Here is a 20,934-nt window from a genome sequence, read left to right as displayed (position 1 = left end):
CGACCTGCGGCGGGGGTTACGCCACGCGGGTGAGCCCGGCCGGGGCGGCGTACCATCGGCAAAGGACCACAACCGGGAATCACTGGACGGCGCTCGGCGTTGGCCAGTGCGTCCGGACCCAAACCGCGCAGGGAGACTTCCACGTGACCACGCCAGCGCAGACCGAGTCGACCGAGGCCCAGGCCCCTACTTCCGTCGTCCTCACCGACGTCGCGGCGCAGAAGGTCAAGGCCCTGATCGAGCAGGAGGGCCGCGACGACCTGCGGCTCCGCGTCGCCGTGCAGCCGGGCGGCTGCTCCGGCCTGCGGTACCAGCTCTTCTTCGACGAGCGTTCGCTCGACGGTGATGTCGTCACCGACTTCGGTGGTGTCGAGGTCGTTGTCGACCGGATGAGCGCCCCGTACCTTTCCGGCGCGACGATCGACTTCGCCGACCGGATCGACGCTCAGGGCTTCACCATCGACAACCCCAACGCGGGCAACTCGTGCGCCTGCGGTGACTCGTTCAACTGAGTCACGCCATCCACCAGCACAGACGGGGCCGTCCTTCGGGACGGCCCCGCTGTCGTATTGGTGTGAAGTCGGACCCGTTGGGAATGGTCGAAGAAGCGGCGGTGTCGGGCCGGTTGCCGATGACCGACCGACGGGTCGATGTCGGGTTGCCCGGCCGGTAGGCTGACCTCGCCCTGCTCCCGACCCCGAGGGTTGACATGAAGATCGCCGTCACCGGCTCGATCGCCACCGATCACCTGATGAGCTTCCCCGGTCGCTTCGCCGACCAGCTCATCGCCGATCAGCTGCACAAGGTGTCCCTCTCCTTCCTGGTGGATGACCTGGTGCTCCGTCGCGGCGGAGTGGCGGCGAACATCTCCTTCGGCATGGGTCAGCTCGGGCTGCGCCCGGTGCTGCTCGGCGCGGTGGGGGCGGACTTCGCCGACTACCGCTCCTGGCTGGAGCGCCACGGCGTGGACTGCGACTCGGTGCACATCAGCGAGGTGGCGCACACCGCCCGGTTCGTCTGCACCACCGACACGGACATGTGCCAGATCGCGTCGTTCTACGCGGGCGCGATGAGTGAAGCGCGCAACATCGAGCTCGCCCCGGTCGCCGACCGGCTCGGCGGACTCGACCTGGTGCTGGTCAGCGCCAACGACCCCGAGGCGATGCTGCGCCACTCGGCCGAGTGCCGCACCCGTGGGTACGCCTTCGCCGCCGACCCCTCCCAGCAGCTCGCCCGGATGCCCGGCGAGGACGTGGTGGCGCTGATCGAAGGCGCCGAGTACCTGATGACCAACGACTACGAGAAGTCGCTGCTGCAGAGCAAGGCGCAGTTGAGCGACGACCAACTGCTGGACCTGGTCAAGGTGCGGGTCACCACGCTGGGCAAGCACGGTGTGGAGATCGCCGGGCGGGGCATCGACCCGATCCACGTGCCGATCGCGCGGGAGATCCGGGCGGTCGATCCGACCGGGGTGGGCGACGGCTTCCGGGCCGGCTTCTTCACCGCGCTCTCCTGGGGGCTCGGCCTGGAGCGGGCCGCCCAGGTCGGCTCGCTGCTGGCCACGCTGGTCCTGGAAACCGTCGGGACCCAGGAGTACGAGGTCCGGAGCGACCTGTTCGTCAAGCGGCTGGCCGAGTCCTACGGCGACACCGCCGCAGACGAAATCCGCCCCCACCTCCTCCCGGCGTAGTTCCCACCCCCCCATCCTCGCCGATCTTGCACATTGTGTCGCCGGTTCGCGGTTTTCATGCGTTTTGTCGCCGCAGAAAGTGCAAGATCGCCGGGGCGGGGCGGGGCGGGGCGGGGGTTGTCAGTGTTGGCGGCGGACGTCGTAGGCGGGGCCTTCGGGGCCGTTGACCGACCCGAGAAACTCCTGACCGCGCATCCGGCACCAGGCGGGAATGTCGACCGCCGCCGCAGGGTCGTCGGCGAGCACCCGGACCACCGTGCCCACCGGCACCTGCGGCAGCCGTCGGGCCGCCGCGATCACGGGCAGCGGGCAGCGCTGCCCCCGGCAGTCGATCACTTCGTCCGGCATCGTCACAGCCCCACCACCCCAGCCTCGGCGCGCAAATCGGCGACGATTCCGGGCAGCTCGGTGAGGAACCGCTCGACGTCCGCCTCGGTCGTCTCCCGATGCAGGCTGACCCGCACGTTGCCGTGCGAGAGCACCCCCATCGCCTCCAACACGTGAGACGGGCGCAGCGTGGACGAGGTGCAGGACGACCCGGACGACACGGCGAAGCCCCGCCGGTCCAGGGCGTGCAGCAGCGCTTCGCCGTCGACGTACAGGCACGAGAAGGTGACCAGGTGGGGGAGCCGGAGCACCGGGTCGCCGACCACCTCCACGTCGGGCACCTCCGCCGCGACCCGCGCCCGGATCCGGTCCACCAGCGGGGCCAGCCGGGTCGCCTCGGCCGCCGCGTCGGCCGCCGCCGCCCGCAGGCTCGCCGCCGCCGCCACCACCGCGGGCAGATTCACCACCCCGGGGGTACGCCCACCCTCCCGCTCGTCGGCCGGCCACGGTGACTCCCAGCGGGTGCCCTTACGGACCGCCAGTACCCCCACCCCGGGCGGGCCGCCCCACTTGTGGGCGCTCGCGGTGAGCACCGACCAGCCGGCCGGCACGGGCACCCGGCCAACCGACTGCGCGGCGTCCACGTAGAGCGGCACCCCCACCTCGGCACACGCGGCGGCCGCCTCGGCGACCGGTTGCACGGTGCCCACCTCGTGACTGGCGGTGATCAGCGCGGCCAGCGCGACCCCGGGCGCGCGTACGGCGGCCGACCACGCGGTCAGATCCAGTCGGCCCAGCCGGTCGACCGGCACCCCGGTAACGGTCCCGCCCGTGGCGACGTGCCGCTCCGCGGCGTGCAACACCGCCGAATGCTCGATCGCCGAGTGCACCAGCGTCGACCCGACCCGATGCCGCCCCGACAGGCCGCCGAGCACCGCACCGTGCGCTGCGGTCGTACCGCTGGGGGTGAAGGACACCTCGTCGGCGCGGACGCCGAGCGTCAGGGCGGTGGCCTCGCGGGCGGCGTCGAGCAGTTGCCGCGCCCGGCGGGCCTGGGTGTAGAGCTTGCCCGGGTCGGCCCAGCCGTCGTCGAAGGCGGCCAACAGCGCCTGCCGTGCGACCGGATGCATCGGCGCGGCAGTAGCCGCGTCCAGGTAGACCGGGGAAGCGCTCACAGATCCGCCTTTTGTTCGCGACTGCGGGGCTCGCAACCCCTGCTCACTCCTCGCGCTCACAGATCCACACGCTATCGCGGTGGTATGCCCAGGATCCCCCCGATGGGGGGTGGACAGTGACCCCACCACGGTCGAGCCCGTCATGGTCGAGTAATCTGCGACCGTCGGTGACGCCTTTGCCGCCGGTGCTGAGGAAAGACGCACCGCGGCGCGCTAGGGAGGCAGGACCAGGTGGTCGCAAGGAGTTCGGAGGTACGGCCGTCGGCCGTACGACACAGCGCTTCGCCAGGGGTCGGTGGACGCCGGGGGCGTGGAGCTGGTCGGTTGGCCGGGCTCGGTCTCGGTGGCGTGGCGCTGCTGGTTCTGCTCACCGGCTGTGACGTCGGTCAGACGTTCCACGGCTTCGGCTGGCCGCAGGGCGGCATCTCGGCGGAGTCCAAGCGGATGTACGACCTGTGGATCGCCTCCTGCATCGCGGCGCTCGCCGTCGGCGTCTTCGTGTGGGGCCTGATCTTCTGGTGCGTCGTGCGCTACCGCAAGCGTGGCAACGCGCTGCCGGTGCAGACCCGCTACAACATGCCGATGGAGTTCCTCTACACCATCGCGCCGATCCTGATCGTCTCCGTGCTCTTCTACTACACGGCGATCGTGCAGACCGACGTCGACAAGTTGTCGAAGAACCCGGACGTCACGGTCGAGGTCGTCGCCTTCAAGTGGAACTGGCAGTTCAACTACCGCGACGGCCAGGGCACCGAGGCCCGCACCACGGCGTCGACGCTCGGCACCAGCGAGGTCATCCCGGTGCTGGTGCTTCCGACCAACCGGTCGATCCGTTTCGAGGAGACCAGCCGCGACGTCATCCACTCGTTCTGGGTGCCGGAGCTGCTGTTCAAGCGGGACGTCATGCCGGGCAAGATCCGCAACGTGTTCGAGGTTTCCAGCCTGGACGCCGAGGGCGCCTACGTCGGGCGCTGCGCCGAGCTGTGCGGCAGCTACCACGCGTTCATGAACTTCGAGCTGCGGGTGGTCTCGCCGGAGAAGTACGACCAGTTCCTGGCCGCCAAGCAGGCCGGCAAGTCGACCCAGGACGCGCTGACCGAGATCGGTGAGCAGCCGTACGCGGGGACCACGCAGCCGTTCGACACCCGGCGGACGCAGGACAACTTCAACCCGGACGACGTTCCGGCCCGCACGGGAAGCTGAGGCAGCCGCATGAAGACCGAGTGGCGTATCTTCCTGATCATCGCCGGGTTCCTTTTCGGTGCCACCATCCTCTACGGCACGTGGACGCACGGCGAGTCGGGTGGCGTCGAGTGGGTGGGGACCGTCGCCCTGCTGCTGTCCTTCCTGCTCTGCACGATGTGCGGTGGCTTCTTCTGGTTCGTCTCCCGCCGGATCGACCTGCGCCCGGAGGACCGTGCGGACGCCGAGATCGCTGACGGCGCCGGCGAGGTCGGCTTCTTCAGCCCGGGCAGCTACTGGCCGTTCGGTCTGGCGCTGGCCGCCGCGATCGCCGCGCTGGGCATGGTGTTCTGGCAGTTCTGGCTGATCGGCGCCGGTCTGTTGGCGGTCATCTTCTCCGCCTGCGGGCTGCTGTTCGAGTACTACACCGGCACCCGCCGCACCGCCGAGCACTGATCCACCCGGTCGCCGTCGCGACCGACCCGTACACCACGAAGGCCCGTTCCCCTCAGGGAGCGGGCCTTCGAGTTTCCGGCCGGCCGCCCGTGCGTCGTGGCCGTGCCGGTGGTCGGATGACCGAGACGCTGCGCGACCGAGGCGAGGGCGGAACGCGGCCGGCCGGGGGCCGGTGGTGGTCTCAGGCGGCGTGGCGGCGGACGGGCTGGTGACGTCGGCGGTCGGCCAGCCGGGTGACGGGGTAGGCGAACGTGGCGATCACCACGGCGGCGCCGCAACCGGTGCAGATCAGCTCGGGACAATCGGTGTCGTGGCCGTCGACGCAGGGCGGCGCCTCGAACGGTGCCACGCCCTCGCAGACGTCGCAGTAGAGCTCGCGGTGCGACATGGGCGTCTCCTTCGCACGTCAGGTTGACCCGCCCCCGGGAGCGACAGCGGCGCACCACGGGAACGGAGAACTACTCGGCTGTAGTTTTCCACGCGGGTCCGACAAATCCCCGGCCACCGGTCACACGGTGGTGGCGGTCTCGATCCAGCGGTCCAGGGTCGCGGCGGCCGCGCCGGAGTCGATCGACTCGGCCGCGCGGTCCAGGCCGGCGCGCAGCGCCTCGGTCAGGTCGCCGTCGAGTGGACCCTGGGTGGCGAGCGCCGCGGCGGCGTTGACCAGCACCGCGTCCCGGACCGGGCCCGTCTCGCCGGCCAGCAGGCGACGGGCCACGCCGGCGTTGTACGTGGCGTCACCGCCCCGCAGGTCCGCGAGGGTGGACCGGGGTACCCCGAGGTCCGTCGCGTCCAGCACAGCCTCGCGTACGGTGCCGCCCTGGGCCACCCAGACCCGGGTCGGTGCGGCGGTGGTGAACTCGTCCAGCCCGTCCTCGCCGCGCAGCACGATCGCCGAGTCCCCGCGGGCCGCGAAGACGCTGGCCATCACCGGGGCCATCCGCAGGTCGAAGCAGCCGACCGCGCCGGCGCGGGGCCGGGCCGGGTTGGTCAGCGGGCCGAGGAAGTTGAAGAAGGTGGGCACCCCCACCTCGCGGCGGATCGGGCCGGCGTGGCGCATCCCGGGGTGGAACCGGGCCGCGAAGCAGAACCCGATGCCGGCCTCCTCGACACAGCGGGCGACCTGCTCCGGGCCGAGATCCAGCGGAATGCCGAGGAACTCCAGCAAATCGGCGGTGCCACACAGGGACGAGGCGGCCCGGTTGCCGTGCTTGACGACGCGGACGCCCGCGCCGGCGACCACCAGCGCCGTCATCGTGGAGATGTTGACCGTATGGGCGAGGTCACCGCCGGTGCCGACCACGTCGAGCGCGGTGCGGCGCAGCTCCTCGGGGAGCACCACCGGGACCGAGCGACCCAGCATCGCCTCCACCAGACCGGCCAGCTCGGCCGGGGTCTCACCCTTGGCCCGCAGCGCCACGGCGAAGGTGGCGATCTGCACCGCGCTCGCCGAGCCGGTCATGATCTCGTCCATCGCCCAGGCGGTGTCGGCGGTGGAGAGCTCCTCGCCGAGCAGCAGCGCGTTGAGCAGGTGCGGCCAGGTCCGATCGCCCATGGCGGGCCTCCCGAGCGTGCGAAGTGCGGGTGGGCTGGAATCGGCGCCGAGGAGACCCGGCGCCGTGGAGGTGCCGGAGAGCTTGGGGACGTCAGGCGGGTGCGTGCGTCCGCAGCAACTCGGCCACCGTGCCGCCGGTGGTCACCGGGTCGAGCGGGTGCACCAGCGTCGCGTCGACCTCGGCGTACGCGGCGAGCCATCGGTCGGCGGCGCGGGCGATCACCAGGCAGGTCGGGGGAGCGTCGTCCCGGTCGTCCTTGATCTGCCGGGCGATGCCGATGCCGCCGCCCGGGCTCGCCTCACCGTCGAGCAGCAGCAGGTCGATCTCGTAGTCGTCGACCAGCCGGATGGTCTCCGCGTAGGTCGACGCGTCGACGAACTCGATCTGCAGCCCGGGCGCGGGTCGAGTGCCGACGGCCATCCGCATCTGGTCACGGACCTGCGGGTCGTCGCTGTAGAGCAGGACGGTACACAGACGATCGCTCATGGCTGACAGGCTCCCACCTCGTAGCTGCCCGCCGATCGTACCGGTCGACGTGACGTAGCCGACATCCCGCCCGGCGCCGCCGCGGGGCGTACCGTCCGGGCAGCTCAGGCGGCCGCGGCGTCGGCGGCGCGCTCGCGGGCCTCCTGGCGGTCGAGCTCGCGGTCGACCCGGCGGGCCTCCCGCTCGGACTGCTTGACCCACTGGACCACCAGCACCGCGAGCATGGTCACACTGACGAACTCGCCGCCGGCCCAGAGGATGCCGCCGGCGACCACCTGGTCCTCCCACGGGTCGACCCAGCTCAGGTTGAGCGACGGGTACCAGTCGCCGCCGAAGAGCGTGCTGCTCTGCATGATGGTGAGGCCGAGCACGGTGTGGAACGGCACGGAGAGCAGCATCAGCAGCGCACGCGCCGGGTACGGCCAGCGGCCGGGCAGCGGGTCGAGGCCGAGCAGCGGCCAGAAGAACACGCAGCCGGTCATGATGAAGTGCGCGTGCACCAGCTCGTGCGCCCAGGCGTGTTCGAGGGTGAAGCGGTACAGGTCGCTGAAGTACAGGGCGAACGGGTTGACCACGAAGATGGCGAACGCCACCAGCGGGAAGCTGTAGACCCGGGCGACGCGACTGTGCACGATCGCCAGCAGGCGCTTGCGCGGCCCGACCGGCAGGGTGCGCAGGGCCAGGGTCATCGGCGCGCCCAGCGCCAGGAAGATCGGCGCCACCATGGACAACACCATGTGCTGGATCATGTGCACGGACAGCAGCGCGGTGTCGTACGCGTGCAGTCCGCTGACCGTGACCAGCGCGATTCCGCCCAGCCCGGGGCCGAGGAAGAACACGGTACGGGTGATCGGCCAGCGGTCGCCACGAAGGCGCAGCCGGTACACCCCGTAGAGGTACAGGCCGGCGGCGAGCACCAGGCCGAGGGCCAGCCAACTGTCCAGGCGGGTCTCGGTCAGCACCGTGCCGACGGTGAACGGCGGCGGGGCCGAGGTGGCGGCTAAGATCGAATCGACGTGCAGCACGCTTTTCAGGCTAGGCCAGGCGAACCGGACCCTGACGCTCGGGCCACGGATGGCGCAGGTTTGGCCCCCCGCTGATCGCGGGCCCCGGTCAGGGGCAATAATGACGGCGTGACTGCGGCCCCAGCCATTGACAAGAGCCGGATCCACTCTCTGACCCGACCGAACATGGTCAGCGTCGGGACGATCGTGTGGCTCTCCAGCGAACTCATGTTCTTCGCGGCTCTGTTCGCGATGTACTTCTCCATCCGCGCGGCTGCGCCGGAGCAGTGGGAGAAGCACACCGAATCGCTGAACATCCCGTACGCGACCACCTTCACGGTGATCCTGGTGCTGTCCTCCGTGACGTGCCAGCTCGGCGTCTTCGCGGCGGAGAAGGGTGACGTGCACGCGCTGCGGCGCTGGTTCACCGTCACCTTCGTGATGGGCCTGATCTTCGTGCTCGGCCAGCTGAACGAGTACCGGCACCTGGTCGAGGACGGCATCAAGATCAACGGAGACGGGTACGGGTCGGTGTTCTACCTGACCACCGGCTTCCACGGCCTGCACGTGACCGGCGGTCTGATCGCCTTCATCATCTTCATGGTCCGTACGACCATGGGCCGGTTCACTCCGGCGCAGGCGACCTCGGCGATCGTCGTGTCGTACTACTGGCACTTCGTCGACGTCGTGTGGATCGGGCTGTACGCCATGATCTACTGGCTCCAGTGATCTTGCGCGTCACATTCCGCGCTGCTGCTCCGTCCCCTGAGACAGGTCCAACCGGTTAAGGACACCGCTCATGACTTCTGACAACGACCGCCGACGCGGTCTGCTCGCGCGGTTGCGCGAGCGGCCCGCCGCGCGCAGCAGGGGCCGCCGCCGGCTGGGCGCCGCGGTCCGGCTGATCGCCGCGCTGATGCTCGCCGGCGGCGCCTACACCGTCTTCGCCCCGGGTGCCCAGGCGCAGGACAACCCGCAGCTGACCGGCGCCGCCGCCGAGGGCAAGGCGCTGTTCGACGTGAGCTGCGTGACCTGCCACGGTCGCAACGCCCAGGGTGTCGAGGGTCGCGGGCCGAGCCTGATCGGCGTCGGCGCGGCCTCGGTCGAGTTCCAGGTCAGCTCGGGGCGGATGCCGCTGGCCCGCCAGGAGGCCCAGGCGCACCGCAAGCCCCCGGTCTTCACCGACGAGCAGACCCGTCAGCTCGCCCAGTACATCCAGGAGCTCGGTGGCGGCCCGGTCGTGCCGGGTGGCGACGACCTCCACGAGGACGGCAACGTCGCGGCCGGCGGTGAGCTGTTCCGGATCAACTGCTCGCAGTGCCACGCGTTCGGTGGTGGCGGCGGTGCGCTCTCCTCGGGCAAGTTCGCCCCGAGCCTGCACCCCGCGACCGACCGCCAGATCTACGCGGCGATGCTGAGCGGCCCGCAGAACATGCCGGTGTTCGGCGACAACCAGCTTCGGCCGGAGCAGAAGGCCGACATCATCGCCTACATCCAGGAGACGCTGAAGCACAACCAGGACCAGGGTGGGTTCAACCTCGGGCGGTACGGCCCGTCCACCGAGGGTCTGGCGATCTTCCTGATCGGCATCGTGGCGCTCGTCTTCGCAAGCCTGTGGATTGCGGGTAAGTCGTGACCGAGCGGATCATCAGAATCAGTGCTGTGGTGCCGCTCGGCGCCACCCGTAGCGAGGTGACGGCATGAGCACCCACACCGAGCACCAGGCCCCGCAGGGCCGGGAGCCGCTCGACGTGAACGACCCCAAGCTGACCCGGTTCGACATCGTTCGTGAGGGCGCGCGTCGGGACGACATCGAGATCGTCCACTACGAGCCGCAGGTGCTGCCCGGTACCAAGGCGGAGCGTCGGCTGGCCCGTGTGGTGGCCGGGCTCTTCCTGATCACCGGACTGGCCGCGACCGCCTTCCTGGCCATCTACATCTGGTGGCCGTGGCAGTACGAGCCGGGCCGTGGCGGCGACAAGTTCTACACCCCGCTGTTGGGCTTCACCCTCGGCGTGGCGCTGCTCGCCGTCGGCTTCGGCATCCTGACCTGGGGCAAGAAGTTGCTGCCCAAGGAGGTCTCGATCCAGGACCGGCACGAGGGCGTCGTGGACGCCGACGGTCGCACCATCACCGGCCAGACCATGCTCTACTTGGCGGACGAGCTGGGTGTGAAGCGTCGCCCGCTGCTGGGCATCTCGCTGCTGGCCGGTCTCGCGCCGGTCGGCGCGGTCCTCGCGGCGCCGCTGGTCGGTGGTCTGATCTCCCAGCCGCACAAGAACAACCAGATGTTCACGACCGGGTTCGCCACGGCCGAGGGCGGCGAGCCGATCCGCCTCGTCCGCGAGGACGGCCGGCCGGTCCGCCCCGCGGACGTCAGCGTCGGTGGTCAGCTGACCGTCTTCCCGGGCATCGAGCACGGCGTGAGCAACAGGCATGCCGACTCGCCGACGCTGCTGATCCACCTTCGGGACTCCGACGCGCAGGAGTCGCGCCGGGCCAACGAACGGATCGGCCACGGCGACTACATGTGGGGCAACTACGCGGCGTTCTCCAAGGTCTGCACCCACGCAGGGTGCCCGGCCAGCCTGTACGAGCAGCAGACCAACCGGCTGCTCTGCCCGTGCCACCAGTCCCAGTTCAAGATCACTGACAACGCCCGGCCCGTCTTCGGCCCCGCCAGCCGGCGGCTGCCGCAGTTGCCGATCGAGGTGGACTCCGAGGGTTTCTTCGTGGCGAAGTCCGACTACACCGAGACCGTCGGGCCTGATTTCTGGGAGCGGCCATGAAGCGTCGAAAGTTTGACCTTGCGGCGACGCCGGGCAAGGCCGCGGTGGGAGTGGACGACCGCTTCCAGGTGGCCACCCCGCTGCGCAAACTGCTGAACAAGGTCTTCCCGGACCACTGGTCCTTCCTGCTCGGCGAGATCGCGCTGTTCTCGTTCGTCGTGCTGCTGCTGACCGGTGTGTTCCTGACCCTGTTCTACGAGCCGGCGATGACCGAGGTGGTCTACGACGGCAGCTACGCGCCGTTGCAGGGCACGCCGATGTCCGCCGCGTACGCCTCCAGCCTGGACCTCTCGTTCGACGTCCGGGGTGGTCTGGTGATGCGGCAGATGCACCACTGGGCGGCGCTGCTGTTCATGGCCGCGATCGTCGTGCACATGCTGCGGGTCTTCTTCACCGGTGCCTTCCGCAAGCCGCGCGAGACCAACTGGATCATCGGTTCGCTGCTGTTCTGGGTCGGCTTCCTGGCCGGCTTCACCGGCTACGGCCTGCCGGACGACGGCCTGTCCGGCACCGGCCTGCGGATCGCTTCGGCGATCATGCTGTCCATCCCGGTGATCGGCTCCTGGGTCACCTCGTCGATCTTCGGTGGCGAGTTCCCGGGCGTGATGATCATCAGCCGGATGTTCATCGCCCACGTGCTGCTCATCCCGGGTCTGCTGGTCGCCCTGATCAGTGTCCACCTGGGCCTGGTCTTCAAGCAGAAGCACACCCAGTGGCCCGGCCCCGGCCGGACCAACGGCAACGTGGTCGGCGAGCGGATGTTCCCGCGGTACGCGCTGAAGCAGGGTGGCTTCTTCATGGTCGTCTTCGGCGTCATCGCGCTGATGGGCGGTCTGTTCCAGATCAACCCGATCTGGCTGTTCGGCCCGTACGAGGCGTGGGTGGTCTCGGCCGCCAGCCAGCCCGACTGGTACGTCATGTTCCTCGACGGGTCGACCCGACTCATGCCGGCGTGGGAGATCAACATTCCGCTCGGTGACGGGTACGTCATTCCGCCGCTGTTCTGGCCGACGGTCGTGCTGCCCGGCATCCTGGTGGGCTTGTCGACGATGTACCCGTTCCTGGAAGCCCGGCACCTCAAGGACCGCAAGAGCCACAACCTGCTCCAGCGTCCCCGCGATGTTCCGGCCCGGACCGCGGTCGGCGCCATGGCCGTCGCTTTCTACCTCGTGCTGACGCTCTCCGGCGCCAACGACGTGATCGCCGACAAGTTCCAGATCAGCTTGAACGCGATGACCTGGGCCGGCCGGATCGGTCTGCTGTTGGTCCCGCCGATCGCGTACTACGTCACGTACCGGCTCTGCCTGGGTCTGCAGCAGCACGACCGGGAGGTGCTCGCGCACGGCGTGGAGACCGGCATCATCCGGCGCCTGCCGGACGGCCGGTTCGTCGAGGTGCACCAGCCTCTCAGCGCGTCGAACGGGCACGCGGACGGTCACGGTGAGCTGGAGTACGTCGGCTGGGTCGTGCCGAAGAAGATGAACCGGCTCGGGGCCCTCGGCCCGGCCATCCGGGGCTTCTTCTACCCGATCGAGAAGCCGGTCGAGGCGCCGGTCTCGCCGGGGCACCCGCCGGTCGAGGCCCGGCCTGAGCGCGAGGAGATCGGCAGCGGCGAGAGCCGCCGCTGACCCCCCGAACGCACCGTTACGTGGCGCCCGCCGGATTCCGGCGGGCGCCACGTCGTATTCGCACCCGCCGCCCATCCGAGTCGGAGTCGGACTGCCACGGCGGGACCGGTCGACCCCGCGCGACAGGCGATCGCAGGAATAACCCCGGTGAGTCGGGTAACCGTGCGGTCCAACGTCTCAAGGGGGGGAAGCATGTTGGGTATCAAACGCCTCGGCCTGTTGGCCGCACTGGTACTGGTCGGGGTCGCGCCGGCTGCGGCCGCGCAGGCCGCGGCACAGCCGTCGACGCAGGACACCCAGTACCTGCAGGCCATACACCAGGTCAACCTGTTCGAGATCACCGCCGGTGACCTGGCCCAGCAGAAGGGTCAGGACCAGGGGGTCAAGGACCTGGGCGCGATGCTGAAGACCGACCACACCCAGCTGGACCAGACGGTCCAGCAGACCGCGTCCCAGCTCGGGGTGGAGCTGCCGAACGAGCCGAGCGCCGATCAGCAGACGGTCATCGACAAGTTGAACAACGCCAGCGGTGCGGAGTTCGACCGGCTCTGGGTGACCAGTGAGCTGGCTGGCCACGTCCAGGCCATCCAGGCCACCCAGACGGAGATCTCGCAGGGCTCCGAGCAGTCGGTGGTCCAGTTGGCGCAGACCGCGCTGCCGACGCTGCAGGCCCACTACGACGAGCTGGTGCAGCTCGCCAACAAGCTGGGCATCCCGGTTCCGCAGACCAGCGCCAGCGGTACGCCCAGCCCGGGTGGCACCGGCACTGAGTCGCCGGCTCCGGGCGGCATCGGCACCGAGTCGCCGGCTCCGGGTGGCAACACCGAGTCCCCGGCTCCGGGCGGCGGCACCACCGAAACGCCGGCTCCCAGCGAGAGCTGACGTAGCGACAGCAGACGGCCGGTCCACCCGCGCGGGTGGACCGGCCGCCCTGCGTGCGCGGGTCAGTCGGCGCTGGACAGGCCGATCGCGAACGCCTCTTCCAGGTCGTGCTGGGAGTACGCCCGGAACGCGATGTGCGACTCGGTGTTGAGCACACCCGGCACCTTGGAGATGCTGCCGGCGATGACCTGGGCGATCTGGTCGAACTCGCGGACCCGGACGATGGCGATGAGGTCGACGTGCCCGGCCACCGAGTAGACCTCACTGACACCGGAAAGGTTGGCCAGGGTCTCGGCAACCTCGGGGATCGCGTCGGTGGCGCAGTCGATCAGCACGATGGCGGTGATCACGGGACATTTCTCCGTTCGTCGGCGTCGTCGCCCATGCTAGATGTTTTCCGCCCGGTCGAGGCCGAGGGTGGTGGACAGGTGACCGGCACGGTCAGGTTGTCGCCGGCCCGGATCGCGTCGCGCAGCCGCTCGCCCTCGTGCACCGTCGCGCCCGGCCAGAGCACGGTGCGCTCCACGTCGCCGTGCACCCGAGCGCCCGCGCCGACCACCGACTCCACACAGCGACCGGTCACCACGGCGGACGGGTCGACGAGGGAACCGCCGGCCGCGGCGTGCAGGTTGGCCGCCAGGTAGTCGGCCGGGGTGCCGGTGTCGTAGAAGGTGCCCGGGTAGGGCACCACCTCCAGAGCGCCCACCGACTCCGCCGGGCGCCACACGGCGTGGACCAGGTCGGACTGGACGACCCGCAGATCGCGGACGAACCGCCAGGGCAGCAGAGAGAAACCGGTGAAGGAGTGCCCGGCGAAGGTGCCCGGTGCCGCCGGGTCCGCGGCGGGCTGGCCGAGTAGGCGCACGGTGTGGCCGTCCCACCCGTCGAGCAGCGCGGCCACGTCCGGGCCCGGCGGTGTCGCCGGGTCGGCGAGGTACGCGTCGGCGTTGCCGACCAGCACCGGCCGCCCGTCGATCCAGTCCCGCAGGTTGGCCACCCCACCCGCGGTGCCCAGCGGGTCGCCCGGCTCGACGGACAGGTGCGCGCGGTCGCCCACGTGCGTGACCACCTGATCGCCGAGGTAGCAGGCGTTCACCGCGACCCGGGCAGGACCGGCCAGGCCCAGCCCCGCCAGCCGGGCCAACGCCCGGTCCAGCAGTGGCACGTTGCCCACCGGGCAGAGCGCCTTGGGCACCCGTTCGGTGAGCGGGCGCAACCGGGTGCCCTCGCCGGCGGCGAGCACCACCGCGCACAGCTCCGTCGGCCCGCCGACCATGCCGGTCATGGCAGGTCGTCGGGGACCGGTGGCGGGAACTGCCCCGCCAGCGGCCCGATGTCGTAGTAGGCGAGCAGCCGGGCGGTCGGCCAGGTCAGCTTGGGCAGGTCGTCCAGGGGATGCCACGCGGCCTCGAAGACCTCCGCGCCGTCGACGGCCAGCTCGGTGGTGGACGCCGGCACCTCCGTCTCGAAGACCGTGTCCACCCAGCCCTTGGCGTGCACGATCGCGTTCGGCACCGCCGGACGTAGCCGGGACGGGGGGAGCCGGATGCCGGATTCCTCGAACAGCTCGCGGGCCGCGCCGACCACCGGGGCCTCGCCGCGGTCCAGCAGGCCGGCGGGGAGTGACCAGCCCTTGCCGGGTGGCTGGCGCAGCATCAGCAACCGGCCCGCGCCCGTCGCCTCGGAGTCGCGGACCAGGGTGACCGCCCCGACGATGTACTTGGGCACGGCCAGCCGAACCAGGCGTCGCCGCACCGGCAGCGGCAGGCGATAGAAGGCCTGGTAGAACAGGGCCCGACCGGTGGCGCGGGAGCGGGGGATCATGACCCCAGGCTAGTGGTCACGAATGTCCTTCGGACGCGCTGGGGCCCGCCGGCTCACTGTCGATGGTCGACCAGATCGATGAGCTGGCGTACCACGGTGTCTGGCTCGATCACCCGGTCGAAGACCGCGACCAACAGGGTCTCCAGGTCGGGATAGCCCAACTCCTCGGAGAGGCGCAGCAGCGGCAGGTCACTGGCGAGGCCTCGGTTGTGCTGACGCAGGGCGAGCCCGATGGTGGCCCGACCGAGGCGGACCTTGTCGCTGATCGTGATGCCCGGCTCGGTGTGCTCGGCGAACCACCGGTTGATCTGCATCTGCGCGTGCGGCGACTTGACGAAGGTCAGCCACTCCCGGCGGGGACCGCGCGACGCCACACCGGCCTCGAAGCCGTTGTCGCCGTCGTTCTCGGTGAAGATCTCCACCACGTCGCCCTCGTCCAGCTCCGAACTCAGCGGAGCCAGTCGACCGTTGATCCGCGCGGCGAGGCAGCGGTCGCCCCGGTCGCTGCCCAGCTCGTACGCGAGGTCGACCGGCGTGGCGCCGGCCGGCAGCACGACCTGCCGTCCGTCGGCGAAGACCTGGATCTGGCCCTCGGCGAGGTCGCAGCGCAGCGACTCGAGGAACTGCGCCGGGTCGGCGGCGTCCGGCTCCCAGTCGAGCACCCGGCGCAGCCAGTCCAACTGCTCGGCGCGGGCCTCGGCGCTGTTGCTCGCCGAACGGGGGAAGCGGAAGCCGGCGGCGATGCCGTACTCGGCCGAGCGGTGCATCTCCTGGGTGCGGATCAGCACCTCCACCGTGCGGTCCTGCGGGCCGCAGATGCTGGTGTGCAACGAGCGGTAGAGGTTGTTCTTCGGTGAGGCGATGAAGTCCTTGAAACGGCCGGGCACCGGTCGCCAGGTGCCGTGGATCGCGCCCAGCGCGGCGTAACAGTCGGTGGCCGGGCCGTCGACCACCACCACGATGCGGGGCAGATCGTACGGGGCGGTGTGGCCGCCGGCGATGGTGTCCTTCCAGATCGAGTAGAGGTGCCGGGGGCGGGGGCTCACCTCGGCGTCGACGCGGCTGCGTTTCAACGCGGCCCGGGCCCGGGTGACCACCGAGTTGAGGTAGTTGTCCCAGCCGGGCCGGTCGTGCACGTGCCGGGCCAGCCGGGCGTGCTCGTCGGGCTCCAGGTGCAGCAGCACCACGTCGTCCAGCTCGCGCTTGAGGGTCTGGATGCCCAGCCGGTCGCAGAGCGGGACCAGCACCTCCTGGGTCTTGCGGGCGATCCGTTCCCGCGATGACGCCGAGCGCACCCCGAGGGTGCGCATGTTGTGCAGCCGGTCGGCCAGTTTGATGATCAGCACCCGGACGTCCTTCGCGGCCGCCACGATCATCTTGCGGATCGTCTCCGCCTCCGCGGCCTTGCCGTAGAACGCCTTGTCGAACTTGGTCACCCCGTCGACCAGGTGGGCCACCTCGCCGCCGAAGTCCTCGGAGAGCGCCTGGAGGGTGTAGCGGGTGTCCTCCACGGTGTCGTGCAGCAGCGCCGCGACCAGGGTGGTGGTGTCCATCCCCAGCTCCGCGCAGATCTGCGCCACCGCGAGGGGGTGGGTGATGTACGGTTCCCCGCTCTTGCGGAACTGCCCGCGGTGCATGTTCTCCGCGATCGTGTACGCACGTCGCAGCACCGCGGGGTCGGTGCCGGCGTGGATGCCCCGGTGGGTGCGAACCAGTTGGGTGACCGGGTCGGAGTCGGTGGTCGGCCAGCTGAGCAACGACCGTAACCGGCGCGCGAACGGCAGCTCACCTGACTGTGTCGGAAGGGCGCCCCCCAGGGCGGCGCCGTGTCCGGCGTCGACGTCCACGAGGGACACCTCCTCACCCCGGCTCCGCATCGCCGAAGGTCGGCGGCGGGGAGCAGGCCCACTAATCGGGCAGGACTGCACTTCTCTAACAGCCTAAGCGAGTCGACGTAGTCCGATCGGTCAGTTGGTCATGAGCGTTCGGTCGAGAGTTGGTGGGACGCTCCGTTCTCGGCCTTCGCCAGCAGGTCACGGAACCGCCCCGCGCCACCCACCGGGGAGGACCAACCGGAGGACATCTCGACCAGGCGGGTCTCCGGTCGTTCCAACCACGACAGGATCCGCTCGGACTCCTCGGCGGTGGCGGCCGGCACCGGCCCGTGCCCGCCCGACACCGTCTCGGCGGTGGCCCGGATGGCGGTCAGCGTGGGCCGCGGGTGGACGCCCGGCGGGGACACGCCGGCACCGGCCAGCCGACCGTGCCGCACCAACGCCAACTCCCAGCCGCCCCGGGCGGCCGGTCGGGCCGCGGCCAGCTCGACGATCCCGGTCAGCGCGGCGAGCCGCTGCATCCGCGCGGTGGCCCGCAGCACCGCGGCCAGCCGGGACCGCACCACCGCCGCCTCCTCGTAGCGCTGGTCGGCCGAGAGCACCTCGATCCGGGCGAGCAGCGCGTCCACCACCGGTTGTGGGTCGCTGGCCGTGGCGGTGCGGAAGGGCGCGGCGGCGCTGTCGTCGTACTCCTCGGGGGTGATCTTGTGCTCGCAGGGCGCCGGGCAGCGACCCAGCTCGGCCAGCGCGCAGGCCGGCGTGACGGTGCGCAGCGAGAGCCGGTGGGTGCACTGGCGCAGCGGCACGGCGTCGTGGAAACCGGCGGCGGCCAACTCCGCGGCCCGCCGGGACGTGAACGGCCCGAGGTAGGCGGTGTCGGTGGGGGAGAGGTCGCGGACGATCGACAGCCGAGGGTACGGACCGTCGGTGAGCTTGAGCCAGACCATCCGCTCCGGGTATTTGGACCGGCGGTTGTACGGAGGGGCGTGCGCGGCGATCAGACGCAGCTCGCGGACCTCCGCCTCCAACGAGTGGGCGCACTCCACCGCCTCGACCCGCTCGGCCGCGCCCAGCATCTCGGAGATCCGGGCACGCTTCTCGCCGGCGGTGAAGTAGCTGCGCACCCGGGTGGCGATGTCGACGGAGGTGCCCACGTAGAGCGGGCGGTCGTCAGCGGCCCGGAAGATGTAGACGCCGGGGACCTTGGGCAACCCTTCGGCCAGGTGCCGTTTGCGGCGCTGCGTCGGGGTGACCGCCCGGGCGAACTCGATGGCGTCGCCGACCGTGTCCACCCGGTGCCCGCCGAGCCGACCGATCAGCCCGTGCAGCACGTCGACGGTGGCCTTGGCGTCGTCCAGGGCCCGGTGGTTGGGTTGGGTGGCGGTGCGGAAGTAGGCGGCGAGGGTGCCCAGCTTGCGGTTGGGCACCTCGTCGCGGGTCAGCACCCGGCGGGCCAGCGCCGCCGTGTCGAGCACGCGGGGGTTGGGCCAGCGGTAGCCGTGCTTCGCGCAGGCGGCCTTGAGGAAACCCACGTCGTACGGGGCGTTGTGAGCCACCAGCACCGCATCGGTGATGAATTCCAGGAAACTCGGCAGCACCTGCTCGATCGGCGGCGCCGGCACCAGCATCGCCTGGGTGATCCCGGTCAGCACGGTGATGAACGGGGGGATCGGCTGCCCCGGGTTGACCAGGGTGGCCAACACGCCCAACTGCTCTCCACCGCGCACCTTGACCGCGCCGATCTCGGTGATGCCGCCGCCGTCCGGCGCGCCGCCGGTGGTCTCCAGGTCGACCACCACGAAGGTGGTCGCGTAGAGCGGCAGCGCCGGGTCCACCCCGCCCGCCGCCGGGTCGAGACCAGCGAGGGACTCCTGGACGTACTCCGCCTGTGCCATCGGCGGCACGCTAGCTCCCCGGTCCGACACTCCTGTCGCAGCCGTCCCATCCGTCACCATGGGGCTAGGATGAGAGATCGGCTCACTCACCGGGCGGTGGGCCCGGTCGCGGTGGGAGACTTGCCACATGCCCCTCACCGAGCCCTACGACGACCACCTCCCGCAGGAGGATCTGGTCGCGCTCGACGGTGCCGCGGGCAACCCGGACGACAACGTAGTCGGCGAGACATCAGGCGCATCCGACCCGGCTTCGGGCGACCGCCCGGCTGCCGAATCGGAGTCGACGCTGCCCGAGCCGGAGCCGACGCTGCCCGAGCCGGTCCGCCAGCGGATCGTGACGCTGACGGCCGCGGTGCTGCCCACCCTGCCCGCCGACGAGGTGCCGGTGCCGTTGCGCCGGGTGGCCAAGTTCGCCCCCAACCGGCGGGCCCGGCTCGGTGCTCCCGCCATCGCCGCCCAGCTCACCGCAGACCCGCTGTTCCGGCAGCGGGTCACCGCCCGGGTCCTGACCGACGCCGGTGACCTCGGTGCCGCCGTCGTCGAGGGCACCGCGCCCGCCGCCGCCGACCCGGTCGAGGTCGCCGCACTGGCCTACCTGGCCCGGCCGCGCGGCTGGCGGGAGCTGATCGACGCCAGCGGCGCCGCCGTGCGGGCCGAGGCGGACAGCGCGGTCGTCGCCGAGCTGGTCCGGGAGGCTGAGCAGCGGGCCACCCGCGCCGAGCACGACCGGGCGGTGGCCCGGGTCGAGGCCGAGAAGCTCCGCGACGAGCTGGCCCGCGTCCGTGAGGAACTGGGTCAGCTCCGCGAGGAGTCCCGGCAGGTCGCCCGTACCCTGCGGGAGACCCAGGCCCGCGAGCGCAAGGCCACCGAGCTGCTGGCCACCGAGCGCGGCCGGGCCGCACGGGCCAGCGCCGACGTGGACGCCGAACTACGCCGCGCCCGGGCCCGGCTGGCCGAGGCCGAGTCCGCCGCCGGGGTGGCCCGGGCCAGCGCCAAGGAGGCCCGCTCGGTCGACGACGCCCGGCTCTGGCTGCTGCTGGAGACCATCGGCCAGGCCGCCGTCGGGCTGCGCCGGGAGCTGGCGCTCGACCCGGTCGACAAACTCCCCGCCGATTTCGTCGCCGACGCCTTCGCCGAGCAGCCGGGCACCGCCCCGGCCAGCCCGGCCGCACGTGCCCGCGACACCGACGACCCGGCCCGACTCGACCAACTGCTCGCCCTGCCCCGGGCGCACCTGGTGGTGGACGGCTACAACGTCACCAAGCGCGGCTTCGGCGAAATGTCCCTGGAGCAGCAGCGCAAACGCCTGATCACCGGGCTCGGCGGGATCGCCGCGCAGACCGGCGACGAGGTCACCGTGGTGTTCGACGGTGCCGAGCGGATGCACGGGCTGCCGCCCGCGCCGCGCGGTGTACGGGTGCTCTTCTCCCGCAAGGGCGAGACCGCCGACGAGCTGATCCGGCGGCTGGTCCGCGCCGAGCCGTCGGGCCGCCCGGTGGTGGTGGTCTCGTCCGACCGTGAGGTCGCCGACGGGGTACGCCGGCACGGCGCGTACCCGCTGGGCGCCGACTCGCTGCTGCGGCGGCTCGCCCGATCCTGACCGCTCCTGACCGCGCCGGCGACCCGGCTCCTGCGCGACCCGACTCGTGCGCGGCCTGGCTCGTGCGCGGCCCGGCTGTGATCGACACGAGATCGGCGATGTCGGGGTGTCCAAGTCATCGGGATACCCCGATATCGCCGATCTGGAGTGGATCTAGCCCTTAAACGGGCGGTCGGACGGGGATTCTGTCGTACCCGGCGAATAGCGTCGATGTGACCGACGGTGCTCGGGCGGCCACGACAGGGCGTCGGCCGCGCACCGCGAGCGATCAGGAGGCGTGATGCTCATCGACTGCGACGGGTGCGCGAGGCGGGGTGACGGCTGTTCCGGCTGCCTGCTGGCCGCCCTGTTCGACGAGACGTCCCCGGCGGCCGGGCTGGTCGCCGCCGAGGTCGAGGCGATCGAGGTGCTTGCCCGGGCCGGCTTCGACGTAGAGGTGCTGTCCGCACCTACGCGCCCCGGTGCCGCCCGCCACCTCGGCCACCGCCGGGTGGCCTGACCCGCCCACAGCCCGCCGCCCGCCGCTGCACTCACGCCGGGTGGCCTGACCACCACACCGCGCCCGGAGGGTGCTTTTCCCGAGCAATAGGATGGGCGCTCACGGC

General features: G+C 71.1%; 22 protein-coding genes. 11 read left to right on the top strand and 11 right to left on the bottom strand.

The features are described from left to right. The first annotated feature begins 143 nt into the window (after positions 1 to 143). Together erpA and C7C45_RS14435 are read left to right on the top strand one after the other, a co-directional pair. Positions 144 to 512, top strand: coding sequence for an iron-sulfur cluster insertion protein ErpA (gene erpA, locus C7C45_RS14440; RefSeq protein WP_007463211.1), 369 nt, complete (start codon positions 144 to 146; stop codon positions 510 to 512). Between the two features lie 197 nt (positions 513 to 709). After that, positions 710 to 1,690 carry a carbohydrate kinase family protein gene (locus C7C45_RS14435; RefSeq protein WP_110564158.1) on the top strand — a complete coding sequence of 327 codons (981 nt, stop codon included), beginning with the start codon at positions 710 to 712 and terminating at the stop codon, positions 1,688 to 1,690. A 120-nt stretch (positions 1,691 to 1,810) separates the two neighbouring features. Here the strand turns inward: C7C45_RS14435 and C7C45_RS14430 are convergent, their stop codons facing one another. Continuing rightward, positions 1,811 to 2,044 (bottom strand): sulfurtransferase TusA family protein, encoded by a 234-nt coding sequence (locus C7C45_RS14430; RefSeq protein WP_110564157.1) that lies wholly within the window; start codon positions 2,042 to 2,044, stop codon positions 1,811 to 1,813. Further along, entirely contained in the window at positions 2,041 to 3,192 is a 1,152-nt protein-coding gene (locus C7C45_RS14425; protein WP_110564156.1) for a cysteine desulfurase family protein, read from the bottom strand. The genes C7C45_RS14430 and C7C45_RS14425 overlap by 4 nt, the downstream gene beginning before the upstream one ends. Positions 3,193 to 3,423: 231 nt before the next feature. On the opposite strand from C7C45_RS14425, the gene ctaC reads away from it, so the two are divergent. Together ctaC and C7C45_RS14415 are read left to right on the top strand one after the other, a co-directional pair. Then, on the top strand, positions 3,424 to 4,395 hold the full coding sequence (gene ctaC / locus C7C45_RS14420; RefSeq protein WP_110564155.1) for an aa3-type cytochrome oxidase subunit II: 972 nt from the start codon (positions 3,424 to 3,426) through the stop codon (positions 4,393 to 4,395). Positions 4,396 to 4,404: 9 nt separating this feature from the next. After that, positions 4,405 to 4,830, top strand: a complete 426-nt coding sequence (locus tag C7C45_RS14415; RefSeq protein WP_110564154.1) for a cytochrome c oxidase subunit 4 — start codon at positions 4,405 to 4,407, stop codon at positions 4,828 to 4,830. Positions 4,831 to 5,011: 181 nt separating this feature from the next. Here C7C45_RS14415 and C7C45_RS14410 read toward each other — a convergent pair whose 3' ends face one another. From C7C45_RS14410 to C7C45_RS14395, 4 genes are all read right to left on the bottom strand, one after another. After that, positions 5,012 to 5,218, bottom strand: a complete 207-nt coding sequence (locus C7C45_RS14410) for a hypothetical protein (RefSeq protein ID WP_110564153.1) — start codon at positions 5,216 to 5,218, stop codon at positions 5,012 to 5,014. Positions 5,219 to 5,338: 120 nt separating this feature from the next. Continuing rightward, a complete protein-coding gene (gene trpD / locus C7C45_RS14405; RefSeq protein WP_110564152.1) occupies positions 5,339 to 6,385 on the bottom strand; it encodes an anthranilate phosphoribosyltransferase in 1,047 nt (348 codons plus the stop codon). 91 nt (positions 6,386 to 6,476) lie between these two features. Beyond that, on the bottom strand, positions 6,477 to 6,872 hold the full coding sequence (locus C7C45_RS14400; protein WP_110564151.1) for a response regulator: 396 nt from the start codon (positions 6,870 to 6,872) through the stop codon (positions 6,477 to 6,479). A gap of 104 nt (positions 6,873 to 6,976) precedes the next feature. After that, positions 6,977 to 7,897, bottom strand: a complete 921-nt coding sequence (locus C7C45_RS14395; RefSeq protein ID WP_425271137.1) for a cytochrome c oxidase assembly protein — start codon at positions 7,895 to 7,897, stop codon at positions 6,977 to 6,979. Between the two features lie 108 nt (positions 7,898 to 8,005). Between C7C45_RS14395 and ctaE the strand changes: the two genes are divergently transcribed. The 5 genes from ctaE (at position 8,006) to C7C45_RS14370 (ending at position 13,175) form a co-directional block, all read left to right on the top strand. Continuing rightward, complete coding sequence (gene ctaE / locus C7C45_RS14390) at positions 8,006 to 8,605, top strand: aa3-type cytochrome oxidase subunit III (RefSeq protein WP_110564150.1); 600 nt, start codon at positions 8,006 to 8,008, stop codon at positions 8,603 to 8,605. Between the two features lie 70 nt (positions 8,606 to 8,675). Then, entirely contained in the window at positions 8,676 to 9,512 is an 837-nt protein-coding gene (qcrC, locus tag C7C45_RS14385) for a cytochrome bc1 complex diheme cytochrome c subunit (RefSeq protein ID WP_110564149.1), read from the top strand. A 64-nt stretch (positions 9,513 to 9,576) separates the two neighbouring features. Continuing rightward, positions 9,577 to 10,665, top strand: coding sequence for a cytochrome bc1 complex Rieske iron-sulfur subunit (qcrA, locus tag C7C45_RS14380; RefSeq protein WP_110564148.1), 1,089 nt, complete (start codon positions 9,577 to 9,579; stop codon positions 10,663 to 10,665). Then, on the top strand, positions 10,662 to 12,293 hold the full coding sequence (qcrB, locus tag C7C45_RS14375) for a cytochrome bc1 complex cytochrome b subunit (RefSeq protein ID WP_110564147.1): 1,632 nt from the start codon (positions 10,662 to 10,664) through the stop codon (positions 12,291 to 12,293). Before qcrA ends, qcrB begins: the two co-directional genes overlap by 4 nt. Before the next feature lie 192 nt (positions 12,294 to 12,485). After that, positions 12,486 to 13,175, top strand: coding sequence for a DUF4142 domain-containing protein (locus tag C7C45_RS14370; RefSeq protein ID WP_110564146.1), 690 nt, complete (start codon positions 12,486 to 12,488; stop codon positions 13,173 to 13,175). 62 nt (positions 13,176 to 13,237) lie between these two features. On the opposite strand, the gene C7C45_RS14365 is transcribed toward C7C45_RS14370, so the two are convergent. The 5 genes from C7C45_RS14365 to C7C45_RS14345 all read right to left on the bottom strand — a co-directional run bounded on the left by C7C45_RS14365 (position 13,238) and on the right by C7C45_RS14345 (position 18,729). Continuing rightward, positions 13,238 to 13,525: an Lrp/AsnC family transcriptional regulator gene (locus C7C45_RS14365; RefSeq protein ID WP_110564145.1), complete on the bottom strand. Its 288-nt coding sequence runs from the start codon at positions 13,523 to 13,525 to the stop codon at positions 13,238 to 13,240. Beyond that, entirely contained in the window at positions 13,522 to 14,460 is a 939-nt protein-coding gene (locus C7C45_RS14360; protein ID WP_110564144.1) for a nucleotidyltransferase family protein, read from the bottom strand. Before C7C45_RS14360 ends, C7C45_RS14365 begins: the two co-directional genes overlap by 4 nt. Then, positions 14,457 to 14,999, bottom strand: coding sequence for an NUDIX hydrolase (locus tag C7C45_RS14355; RefSeq protein ID WP_110564143.1), 543 nt, complete (start codon positions 14,997 to 14,999; stop codon positions 14,457 to 14,459). Before C7C45_RS14355 ends, C7C45_RS14360 begins: the two co-directional genes overlap by 4 nt. 53 nt (positions 15,000 to 15,052) lie before the next feature. Further along, positions 15,053 to 16,846 carry a RelA/SpoT family protein gene (locus tag C7C45_RS14350; RefSeq protein ID WP_110564199.1) on the bottom strand — a complete coding sequence of 598 codons (1,794 nt, stop codon included), beginning with the start codon at positions 16,844 to 16,846 and terminating at the stop codon, positions 15,053 to 15,055. Positions 16,847 to 16,974: 128 nt separating this feature from the next. Beyond that, on the bottom strand, positions 16,975 to 18,729 hold the full coding sequence (locus C7C45_RS14345) for a DEDD exonuclease domain-containing protein (protein ID WP_110564142.1): 1,755 nt from the start codon (positions 18,727 to 18,729) through the stop codon (positions 16,975 to 16,977). A gap of 127 nt (positions 18,730 to 18,856) precedes the next feature. Here C7C45_RS14345 and C7C45_RS14340 point away from each other — a divergent pair, with 127 nt between their 5' ends. Together C7C45_RS14340 and C7C45_RS14335 are read left to right on the top strand one after the other, a co-directional pair. Continuing rightward, complete coding sequence (locus C7C45_RS14340; protein WP_110564141.1) at positions 18,857 to 20,329, top strand: NYN domain-containing protein; 1,473 nt, start codon at positions 18,857 to 18,859, stop codon at positions 20,327 to 20,329. A gap of 280 nt (positions 20,330 to 20,609) precedes the next feature. Next, on the top strand, positions 20,610 to 20,828 hold the full coding sequence (locus tag C7C45_RS14335) for a hypothetical protein (protein ID WP_110564140.1): 219 nt from the start codon (positions 20,610 to 20,612) through the stop codon (positions 20,826 to 20,828). The last annotated feature ends 106 nt before the right edge of the window (positions 20,829 to 20,934 follow it).

This window comes from Micromonospora arborensis (genome assembly GCF_003205615.1).
GTDB classification, from domain to species: domain Bacteria; phylum Actinomycetota; class Actinomycetes; order Mycobacteriales; family Micromonosporaceae; genus Micromonospora; species Micromonospora arborensis.
This window is presented reverse-complemented; position numbering and strand designations above follow the sequence as displayed.

Excerpts from the sequence above, each read along its gene's own strand:
- C7C45_RS14435 (WP_110564158.1), top strand. The coding sequence starts at position 710 with ATGAAGATCGCCGTCACCGGCTCGATCGCCACCGATCACCTGATGAGC.
- C7C45_RS14415 (WP_110564154.1), top strand. The coding sequence starts at position 4,405 with ATGAAGACCGAGTGGCGTATCTTCCTGATCATCGCCGGGTTCCTTTTC.
- C7C45_RS14410 (WP_110564153.1), bottom strand. The coding sequence starts at position 5,218 with ATGTCGCACCGCGAGCTCTACTGCGACGTCTGCGAGGGCGTGGCACCG.
- trpD (WP_110564152.1), bottom strand. The coding sequence starts at position 6,385 with ATGGGCGATCGGACCTGGCCGCACCTGCTCAACGCGCTGCTGCTCGGC.
- C7C45_RS14400 (WP_110564151.1), bottom strand. The coding sequence starts at position 6,872 with ATGAGCGATCGTCTGTGTACCGTCCTGCTCTACAGCGACGACCCGCAG.
- qcrC (WP_110564149.1), top strand. The coding sequence starts at position 8,676 with ATGACTTCTGACAACGACCGCCGACGCGGTCTGCTCGCGCGGTTGCGC.
- qcrA (WP_110564148.1), top strand. The coding sequence starts at position 9,577 with ATGAGCACCCACACCGAGCACCAGGCCCCGCAGGGCCGGGAGCCGCTC.
- qcrB (WP_110564147.1), top strand. The coding sequence starts at position 10,662 with ATGAAGCGTCGAAAGTTTGACCTTGCGGCGACGCCGGGCAAGGCCGCG.
- C7C45_RS14370 (WP_110564146.1), top strand. The coding sequence starts at position 12,486 with ATGTTGGGTATCAAACGCCTCGGCCTGTTGGCCGCACTGGTACTGGTC.
- C7C45_RS14360 (WP_110564144.1), bottom strand. The coding sequence starts at position 14,460 with ATGACCGGCATGGTCGGCGGGCCGACGGAGCTGTGCGCGGTGGTGCTC.
- C7C45_RS14355 (WP_110564143.1), bottom strand. The coding sequence starts at position 14,999 with ATGATCCCCCGCTCCCGCGCCACCGGTCGGGCCCTGTTCTACCAGGCC.
- C7C45_RS14345 (WP_110564142.1), bottom strand. The coding sequence starts at position 18,729 with ATGGCACAGGCGGAGTACGTCCAGGAGTCCCTCGCTGGTCTCGACCCG.
- C7C45_RS14340 (WP_110564141.1), top strand. The coding sequence starts at position 18,857 with ATGCCCCTCACCGAGCCCTACGACGACCACCTCCCGCAGGAGGATCTG.
- C7C45_RS14335 (WP_110564140.1), top strand. The coding sequence starts at position 20,610 with ATGCTCATCGACTGCGACGGGTGCGCGAGGCGGGGTGACGGCTGTTCC.